The sequence below is a fragment of the Nonomuraea candida genome (assembly GCF_000725485.1).
GTDB lineage: Bacteria > Actinomycetota > Actinomycetes > Streptosporangiales > Streptosporangiaceae > Nonomuraea > Nonomuraea candida.
The window spans coordinates 81,173-89,717 of the sequence record NZ_JOAG01000045.1 but is presented as its reverse complement, the minus strand read 5'-3'; the positions used below and the strand labels follow the sequence as shown (position 1 = coordinate 89,717).

At 72.7% G+C, this 8,545-nt stretch carries 7 protein-coding genes; 2 read left to right on the top strand and 5 right to left on the bottom strand.

Annotation, left to right across the window (positions count from 1 at the left end; all coding sequences use genetic code 11):
• The first annotated feature begins 209 nt into the window (after positions 1–209).
• Positions 210–1,232 carry a LacI family DNA-binding transcriptional regulator gene (locus IO39_RS35090; protein ID WP_043632640.1) on the top strand — a complete coding sequence of 341 codons (1,023 nt, stop codon included), beginning with the start codon at positions 210–212 and terminating at the stop codon, positions 1,230–1,232.
• 39 nt (positions 1,233–1,271) lie between these two features.
• Here IO39_RS35090 and IO39_RS35085 read toward each other — a convergent pair whose 3' ends face one another.
• From IO39_RS35085 to IO39_RS35065, 5 genes are all read right to left on the bottom strand, one after another.
• Positions 1,272–2,090, bottom strand: a complete 819-nt coding sequence (locus IO39_RS35085) for a carbohydrate ABC transporter permease (protein WP_043632637.1) — start codon at positions 2,088–2,090, stop codon at positions 1,272–1,274.
• A complete protein-coding gene (locus tag IO39_RS55155) occupies positions 2,083–2,961 on the bottom strand; it encodes a carbohydrate ABC transporter permease (RefSeq protein ID WP_043632634.1) in 879 nt (292 codons plus the stop codon). The genes IO39_RS35085 and IO39_RS55155 overlap by 8 nt, the downstream gene beginning before the upstream one ends.
• Positions 2,962–2,964: 3 nt before the next feature.
• Positions 2,965–4,209 carry an ABC transporter substrate-binding protein gene (locus IO39_RS55150; RefSeq protein ID WP_052423766.1) on the bottom strand — a complete coding sequence of 415 codons (1,245 nt, stop codon included), beginning with the start codon at positions 4,207–4,209 and terminating at the stop codon, positions 2,965–2,967.
• A 25-nt stretch (positions 4,210–4,234) separates the two neighbouring features.
• The gene (locus IO39_RS35070) at positions 4,235–5,857 is read right to left on the bottom strand and encodes a beta-N-acetylhexosaminidase (RefSeq protein ID WP_043632724.1); all 1,623 of its coding nucleotides are present in this window, start codon (positions 5,855–5,857) and stop codon (positions 4,235–4,237) included.
• A 104-nt stretch (positions 5,858–5,961) separates the two neighbouring features.
• A complete protein-coding gene (locus IO39_RS35065) occupies positions 5,962–7,206 on the bottom strand; it encodes a Gfo/Idh/MocA family protein (protein WP_043632629.1) in 1,245 nt (414 codons plus the stop codon).
• 133 nt (positions 7,207–7,339) lie between these two features.
• Between IO39_RS35065 and IO39_RS35060 the strand changes: the two genes are divergently transcribed.
• On the top strand, positions 7,340–8,521 hold the full coding sequence (locus IO39_RS35060) for an ROK family transcriptional regulator (RefSeq protein ID WP_043632625.1): 1,182 nt from the start codon (positions 7,340–7,342) through the stop codon (positions 8,519–8,521).
• Positions 8,522–8,545 lie beyond the last annotated feature (24 nt).

Sequence of the window (8,545 nt, the reverse complement as noted above, 5' to 3'; positions counted from 1 at the left end):
GTCGTCAAGGGTGAGCAGGTGCCCGCCCGGGTGGTGACCGAGGAGACCACGTTCACCCAGGAGCAGGCCAAGCAGGTCCTGTCCACCCGCCAGTACTGATCGCACGCCCGCCGGGCCGGCGGGGGCCGGTCCGGCGGGCCCGGCGACAACCCTGATCTTGGTACGCCACCGCCGCCCTCCGGCCCCTTGTCCGTGGCTAGACTGCCGCCATGACCACGGAGTCGTCCCCTCTCACCATCGCCCAGCTCGCCGAGCTGGCCGGAGTCTCCACCGCGACGGTCTCCAAGGTCGTGAACGGCCGCTCCGAGGTGTCGTCGGAGACCCGCGCCGCCGTCGAGGAGCTCATCCGCCGCCACGGCTACCGCCGCCAGCGCCGCCGCTCCACGCCGACTGCGCTGGTGGAGCTGGTCTTCCACGCGCTGGAGGGCGACTACCCGGTGGAGATCACCAAGGGCGTGGCGGAGGTGGCGCGCAAGCACGAGCTGATGGTGGGCGTCTCCGACCTGCACCGCGACCTGTCCGCGGGGGACGCCTGGCTGGAGGGCGTGCTGCGCCGCCGGCCGAGCGGCGTGATCGCGGTGTTCTCCGGCCTGACCGAGGCCCAGCACCTGCAGCTGGCCCGCCGGGAGATCCCGCTGGTCCTGCTCGACCCGGCCGACGCGCCGGGCCGCAGCATCCCGTCGGTCGGCGCGGGCAACTGGAACGGCGGGCTCACGGCCACCCGCCACCTGCTGGAGCTGGGGCACCGCCGCATCGCCATCATCACCGGGCCCGACTCGGCGCTGTCCAGCCGGGCCCGGCTCGACGGCTACCGCACCGCGCTCGACATGGCGGGGGTGCCCGTCGACCCGGAGCTGATCGGCCGGGGCGACTTCCTCATCGAGGGTGGCCTGGCCGAGGCGCACCGCCTGCTGCGCCTGCCCGACCGGCCGACCGCGATCTTCGCCACCAACGACGGCCAGGCCATCGGCATCTACCACGCGGCCCACCAGCTCGGCCTGCGCGTCCCCGACGATCTCAGCGTGATCGGCTTCGACGACCTGCCGTCGGTGCGGTGGGCGATCCCGCCGCTGACCACCATCCGCCAGCCCCTCAGCGAGATGGCCGCGGCGGCCACCTCGATGCTGCTGACGCTGGCCAACGGCGAGCCGCTGCCGCAGAGCCGCGTCGAGCTGGCCACCGAGCTGGTGGTGCGGGAGAGCACCGCCCCTCCCCCGCCCCCGGCCGGCTGAACGCGCCCCGCCGGCGTGTGCGGCGGGGCGGCGGGGCGGTCAGCCCTTGGAGCCGGTGAAGGCGATGCCGGCGATGAGGTGCCGCTGCAGGACGACGAAGAGCGCGATCACCGGCAGCGACGCCACGACCGACCCGGCGAACAGGATCGGGAAGTTGGTCTGGAACTGGCCGCGCAGCGAGGCGAGCCCGGCCGACAGCGTCATCATCTCCGGATCGGTGTTGACCACCAGCGGCCACAGCAGGCTGCTCCACGACCACATGACGGTCAGCAGCCCCAGCGCCAGCAGTCCCGGCCGGACCAGCGGCAGCATGATGTGCCAGTAGATCTGCAGCGGGTTGGCGCCGTCCAGGCGCGCGGCCTCGTCCAGCTCCTTGGGCAGCGTGAGGAAGAACTGCCGCAGCAGGAACGTGCCGAAGGCCCCGAAGACGCCCGGCGCGATCAGCGCCTGCAGCGTGTTGAGCCAGCCCAGCCCCTGCATGATCTCGTAGCGGGGGATGATGAACAGCTCGGCCGGGACCATGAGCACGGCCAGGAAGAGCATGAAGACCGCGCCCCGGCCGGGGAAGCGCAGCCGGGCGAAGGCGTAGGCGGCCAGCGAGCACAGCAGCAGCTGCCCGGCGGTGACGGCCGTGGTGACCACGACGGTGTTGAGGAACTGCCGGGCCAGCGGCACCGTACGGAAGACGTCGGCGAAGTTGGACCACTGCCAGGACGGCGTGAACTTCGGCGGCACGCGCAGCGACTCGGGCAGCGTCTGCAGCGAGACCACGACCTGCCAGGCGAACGGCGCCACCATCACCAGCGCGCCCGCGGTCAGCAGCACGTGGGCCGGCCACGTCCTGGGCCGCCTACTCATAGTGCACCCACTTCTTCTGCAGCCTGAACTGGATCGCGGTCAGCACGAGGATCAGCCCGAGCAGCAGCACGGCGATCGCCGCGGCCAGCCCCCGCTGGTTCTGCACGAAGCCCTTCTCGAAGAACAGGTAGACGATCGTGCGGCTGCCGCTCAGCGCCGGGCTCTTCAGGTCGATCATGAGGAAGACCAGGTCGAAGACCTGCAACGCGTTGATCATCGTGATCACGATGACGAAGAACGTGGTCGGCGTGAGCAGCGGGAGCGTGATGCGGAAGAACTGCCGCAGCCGCCCCGCGCCGTCGATCGAGGCCGCCTCGTAGTAGGGGCGCGGGATGCCCTGCAGCCCCGCCAGGAACAGCACGGCGTTGTAGCCGATCGTGCTCCAGACGCCGACGATCGCGATGGCGTAGATCGCGAAGTCGGGATCACCCACCCAGTACGGCCCGTCGATGCCCACCTTGCCCAGCAGGTGGTTGATCGCGCCGAAGTCGCCGTTGAACAGGTAGCGCCAGGTCAGGCCCACCGCGGCGGGCATGGTGACGACGGGCAGGAAGTACAGGGTCCGGTAGACGCTCAGGCCGCGCAGCCCCGGCACGTTCAGCAGGGCCGCCACGACGATGGACAGCGGCACGCCGGCCAGCACGAGCACGGCGTAGAGCAGGGTGTTGCCGAGCGCGCCGAGCATCTCCTCGTCACCGAGCAGCTCGGCGAAGTTGGCCGTCCCCACCCAGGTGTACCCGCCGAAGACGCCCGACTCGGTGAAGCTGAGATAGAGGGTCTGGGCGATGGGCCACAGGTAGAAGACGGCCAGGCCCAGCGCCATGGGGGCGATGAGCAGGTAGCCCCACGCCCACTCGCGCTTGGAGAGCATCCGTTACTCCTTGGCCAGGATCTCGTTCATCTGCGCCGCGATCTCCCTGGCCACCTCGGCCACCGGCCGCTTGCCGGACCAGGCCTCGGCGAGCAGCTTGTTCTGCACGTCCTGCCACTGCGCGGTGTTCAGCGTCGCCGGGTACGGCACGCCGTGCGGCATCGAGGCGTCGTAGGTCTCCTTCAGCTTCCAGGAGGGGAAGGCCTTGAACCAGCCGTCCTGCGTGCCGGGGCGGACCGACAGGGCGCCGCCGCCGCTGTCGCTGAGGATCTTCTGGGCCTGCTCGGAGGAGACGAACTCGGCGAACGCCGCCGACTCCGCCGGGTGCTCGCTCTTGGCCGACACGGCGTTGGCCAGGCCGAGCAGGATGACGGCCTCCCTGGCCGGGCCCTTGGGCAGCGGGGCCACGTCGATCCGCTCGCGGATCTCGGGGTTGGCCCAGTAGGTGGAGGCGAACCAGACGCCCCCGTAGTACATGCCGTACTTGCCGGACTGGAAGAGCTGCAGGGGGTCGGTGTCGGTGTAGATCTCGGCGACGGGGGCGAGCTTGTCCTGGATGAGGCCGGTCCAGAACTCCAGGCCCTGGATGGAGGCGGGGTGGTCGAAGCCGCTCTTCTTGCCGTCGGGCGACAGCACGTGGCCGCCGGCCTGGATCATCGTGTTGTAGAAGCCGCCCTGGTCCCACATGGGGGCCAGGATGCCGAACTGCTTCTTGGCCGGGTCGGTCAGCTTCTTGGCGGCGGCCTTGACGTCGTCCCAGGTCCAGCCGGCGGTGGGGTAGTCCACGCCGGCCGCGTCGAAGATCTTCTTGTCGTACCAGAGCGCCGGGATGCTGACGTTGTGCGGCAGGCCGTAGAGCTTGCCGTCGTGGCGGTAGCCGTCCACGACGGCCTCGGGCAGGCCCGCGGCCTTGGCGTCGTCGAATGGCGCGATGACGCCGCCCTTGGCGTACATGCGCACGTTGAGGCTGTTCATCCAGAACACGTCGGGGGCGGTGCCGCCGGAGGCGGCGGTCTGGAGCTTGGTCCAGTACTGCTCCCACGGGGTGATCTCCAGCTTGACCGTGACCTTGGGATTGGCCTGCTGGAACGCAGCGATGATCTTCTCCGCGCCGGCCTGGTCGTTCTTGTCCCAGATGGCGTAGCTGATGGTGACCTTGCCGTCGGCGGCCGGCTCGGCGGAGGAGCCGCAGCCGGCGGCCAGGACGGCGAGGGCGAGCAGCCCTGCCAGGGGAAGGCGAATGCGCACGGGTTTCTCCAGGTGGGGGGTGTGATCAGAACCGCAGGTTCGCGGTCCAGGCGGCGAGCGTGCCGTCGATCTCCGCCCGGGTCCGGGGGTGGCCGGGGGCGTCGGGACGGCGCTGCCAGGGGTGCGGGCCGGCGGCCGGGCGATATTCCACGCCCAGGGCGTCGAGCCGCTTCTCGTGCACGGCGAGCCGGCCGAGGAAGTCCTCGAAGTCGCGCCCGCCGCTCCACACCGCCTCGGCGAATGCGGCCAGGCGGGGGAAGGCCATGTAGTCGAGCAGCCGGGGCGAGTCGATGTGCTCGGTCCACAGCGCCGCCTGGGCGCCGAGGATGCGGCCCCGCTCCTGCTCGGTGAGGCCGCCGGGGACCGGGTCGAAGCCGTGCACCGCCTCCAGGGACGTCACGCTGCCGATCGGCACCGGCTCCTGGTCGCCCTCGGCCTGCCGGAAGTCCAGGTAGGTCTCGGCGAAGGGCGACACGACGACGTCGTGGCCGGCCCGGGCGGCCATCGTGGCGCACTTCTCGCCGCGCCAGGCGCCGACGGTGAGGCCGGGCGGCGGGCCGCCCTCCATCAGCTCGTCCCAGCCCAGCGGCCGGCGCCCGCGGGCGAGCAGGTAGTCGGTGAAGTGCCGCACGAACCAGGTCTGCAGCTCGTCGGCGTCGCGCAGGCCCAGTTCGCGGATGCGTTCCTTGGCCGGGACGCTCTCGTTCCACTGGGTCTTGGGGACCTCGTCGCCGCCGACGCACACGTACGGGCCGGGGAACAGCTCCAGCACCTCCTCCAGCACGTCGGTGAAGAAGGCGATCGTGGAGTCGGCGACGTTGAGCACGTTCTCGCTGACGCCCCAGTCGGTGCGCACCTCCAGCGGGGTGGCGAGGTTGCCCAGCTCCGGGTAGGCGGCGATGGCGGCCTGGGTGTGGCCGGGCAGGTCGATCTCCGGGACGATCGTGATGAACCGGTCGGCGGCGTAGGAGACGATCTCCCTGATGTCGTCCTGGCTGTAGTAGCCGCCGTGCGGCCGGCCGTCGAAGCGGCGGTGCCGCCGGGCGCCCAGCGGCGACTCGCGCCGCCACGAGCCGACCTCGGTCAGCCTGGGATACTTCCTGATCTGCAGCCGCCAGCCCTGGTCGTCGGTCAGGTGCAGGTGCAGGACGTTGAGCTTGTGCGCGGCCAGCAGGTCGATGTAGCGCAGCAGGTCGTTCTTGGGCAGGAAGTGGCGGGCCACGTCGATGAGACAGCCGCGCCAGCCGTACCGGGGGGCGTCGGCGATCGTGACGGCGGGCACGCTCCACGTCCTGTCGCCGGTGCGGCCGCGGCGGAACGCGGCCGGGTCGAGGAGCTGGCGCAGGGTCTGCGCCCCGTAGAAGGCGCCGGCCGGGGTCGCGGCCTCGATCAGCACCGACTCCGGGGTGGCCGTGAGCCGGTACTCCTCCGGCCCGAGCCCTCCGGCCAGGCGCAGCTCCACCCCACCGGCCCCCTCGGACCCCCGGGATCGGTCCGGCAGCGGCAGGCCGGTGGCCGGCGTGAGGCTCGCGCGCAGCCACGCCGCGGCCCCGGCCAGGGCCGGGTCGGCGGCCAGCGGGGTGGCGGCGGTGAACGTGAAGCGCCCTTCGGCCCGGGTGGCGTGCACGGGCGCCGGGATCGCCGGCACCTCGGCCCGGGTGACGGGGGCGGGGGCGGGTCCGGTCCGCGCGCCGCGGGCGGGGTTCGTCGTCCCTTCGGCCCGGGTGTCAGGGCCGGGGGCGGGGTTCGTGGTCACAGGGGCTGCACCGTCCGGGTCTCGCGGGCGCGTTCGGCGGCCCACACGACGAGGTGCCCGGCCAGCGCGTCAGAGGCGTCCGCGCCGAGCGGCGCCTGGTCGCCGGCCGTCACGGCGTCGATGAAGGCCCGGACGAGGCCCGCGTCGCCGCCGCCGTGGCCGTCGGCCAGGGACGCGCCCGCGCGGGTCCCGGTGTCGATCAGCTCCTCGGCGCCGGTGACGAAGTCGACCACCCTGATGGTGCGGCCGTCGCCCTCGGCGAAGCCGTGCGTGCCGAAGACCCGCGTCTTGCGGTGCTCCAGCGGGGTGAAGGCGGTCATCGTGAACGACGCCGTCGCGCCGCGCGCGAACTCCAGCGTCACCACCTGCTGGTCGACCACGTCGTTGTCGCAGTCGTAGACGCAGCGGCCGTACGGGCCGTGCTCCAGCGCGTGCAGGACCCCGGCTGTGGTGGCGTCGGAGGTGACCGCGCCGAGCGGCCAGAACTCGCGGTCGGGGTCGCCGAGGCAGTCCAGGTAGAGGCGGCGCGCGGAGTACGGGCAGCCGGGCTCGGCCGCGCAGCTCACGCAGCGCGCGCCCGCGCCTTCCGGCCGGTTCTCCGGCCGGAAGTGGGTCAGCGAGCCGAAGGAGGCCACGCCGACCGGCTCGTCCCCGACGAGGTGGAGCAGCCAGTCGATGTCGTGGCAGGACTTGGTGAGCAGCATCGGCCCGGACTCGGCGGCGTTGCGCCAGTGGCCCCGGACGAAGGAGTGGGCCATGTGCCACCAGCCGACCGGCTCCAGGTGCTGGACGCTGGAGATGGTGCCCAGCCGGCCGCCGGTCACCAGCTCCTTGAACGCCCGGGTGTAGGCGGTGTAGCGCAGGACGTGGCAGACGGCGAAGACGACCCCGGCGCGCTCGACGGCCTCGGCGATCCGGCGCGCCTCGGGCTCGGTGGGCGCCATGGGCTTCTCCAGCAGGATGGCGTAGCCCAGCCCGGCGAAGGCCACGGCCGGCTCGACGTGCAGCCGGTCCTGGGTGGCGACGACGACGGCGTCGGCGAGCCTCGGCACGGCGGCCAGCTCCTCCCAGCCGGCGAAGCGGGCCTGCTCCGGCAGGCCGTGCTCGTCGGCCAGCCGGTCGCGGCGGGCCGGGTCGGGATCGGCCACGGCGACCACGCGCGCGCGGCCGTCGGCGGCGGCCGCCCTGGCGTAGATCTGGCCGCGGGCTCCGGCCCCGACGACGGCTAAGGTCACAGTCATGTGCCGAACTCCCCGATTTATTGCGGAGTCCATAGATAGTCATGGAGTCGGTCTTGCAGTCAAGCCCCCTGTTGTCAGATGATCCAGGTGGCGAGCATCACATGAGGGCGACATAATCCGGAGCCTGTGGTTAATGAGAGGGGAGCCCGTGCAGGTCAGTGGTGGGGACCTTCAGCGGCTGCGCCAGCTGAACTCGCTCGGCAGCATCCGCGCCCTGCGTGAGGCGCCCGGCCCGCTGACGCTGACCGAGCTGGCCGCGCTGACCGGCCTGTCGCGCAACTCCGTCATCGACGTCGTCACCGACCTGCACGAACGCGGCTGGATCGGCGAGGTCGAGCCCGCCCCCGGCGGCATGGGCCGGCCCGCCAAGCGCTACCGCTTCCGCGCCGACGCCGGGCACGTGCTCGGCATCGACATAGGGGCGCACAAGGTCCTCGCCCTGGTCACCGACCTGGCCGGGCGGACCGTCTCCAGCGGCCGGGTCGCCGTGGACGGCCGCACCATCCGGCAGGAGCGGCTGGAGGCCGTGTGGCGGGCCGTCGAGGCCGCGCTCGTCGCCGCCGGCCTCGGCCCGTCCGACGTGTGGGGCGTCGCCGTCGGCAGCATCGGCGTCGTCAACCGGGAAGGGCTGGTCACCCGGGTCGAGGCGCTGCCCGACTGGCAGGGCGTCGACCTCATCGGCCATCTCGGGCAGCGGCTGACCTGCCCGATCGCCATCGAGAACGACAGCAAGCTCGCCGCCCTCGCCGAGCAGCGGCTGGGCGTCGCGGCCGGCGTACGCGACCTGGTCTACCTGCACGCCGGCCGCCGGCCCGGCGCCGCGCTCATCCTCAACGGCCGCCTGCACCACGGCTTCAGCGGCGCCACCGGCGAGGTCGGCCTCATGGAGATGACCGGCTGGCGCACCATGGCCGACCACCTGGAGAGCTGCCCCGCCGCCCAGGGCAGCCCGCCCGAGGACGCCGCCGGGCTCGTCTTCACCGCCGCCCGCGCCGGCGACCCCGGCGCCCTGGCCGCCGTCGACGCCTACGCCCACCAGCTCGCGCTCGGCACCGCCGCCATGGTGCTGACCCTCGACCCCGAGCTGGTCGTGCTGGGCGGCGGCTTCTCCCGCTCCGCCGACGTCCTGCTGCCCGCCCTGCGCCGCGCCCTCGAACCCCACTGCCTGCGCGTCCCGGAGGTCCGGCCCTCGGTGCTCGGCGAGGAATGCGTCGCGCTCGGCGCGGCCTGCCTGGCGCTGGACCACGTGGACGAGCACTTCTTCTCCCCCGACGGCTCGATCGCCCGGCCCGCCGCGCCCCGCCGGCCCGCCTGACCGGCCCCTTCCGCTTTCCCGGGA

Coding starts and splice junctions, on each gene's coding strand:
- IO39_RS55155 (WP_043632634.1), bottom strand. CDS start 2,961: ATGCTCTCCAAGCGCGAGTGGGCGTGGGGCTACCTGCTCATCGCCCCC.
- IO39_RS35060 (WP_043632625.1), top strand. CDS start 7,340: ATGAGAGGGGAGCCCGTGCAGGTCAGTGGTGGGGACCTTCAGCGGCTG.
- IO39_RS35090 (WP_043632640.1), top strand. CDS start 210: ATGACCACGGAGTCGTCCCCTCTCACCATCGCCCAGCTCGCCGAGCTG.
- IO39_RS35065 (WP_043632629.1), bottom strand. CDS start 7,206: ATGACTGTGACCTTAGCCGTCGTCGGGGCCGGAGCCCGCGGCCAGATC.
- IO39_RS35085 (WP_043632637.1), bottom strand. CDS start 2,090: ATGAGTAGGCGGCCCAGGACGTGGCCGGCCCACGTGCTGCTGACCGCG.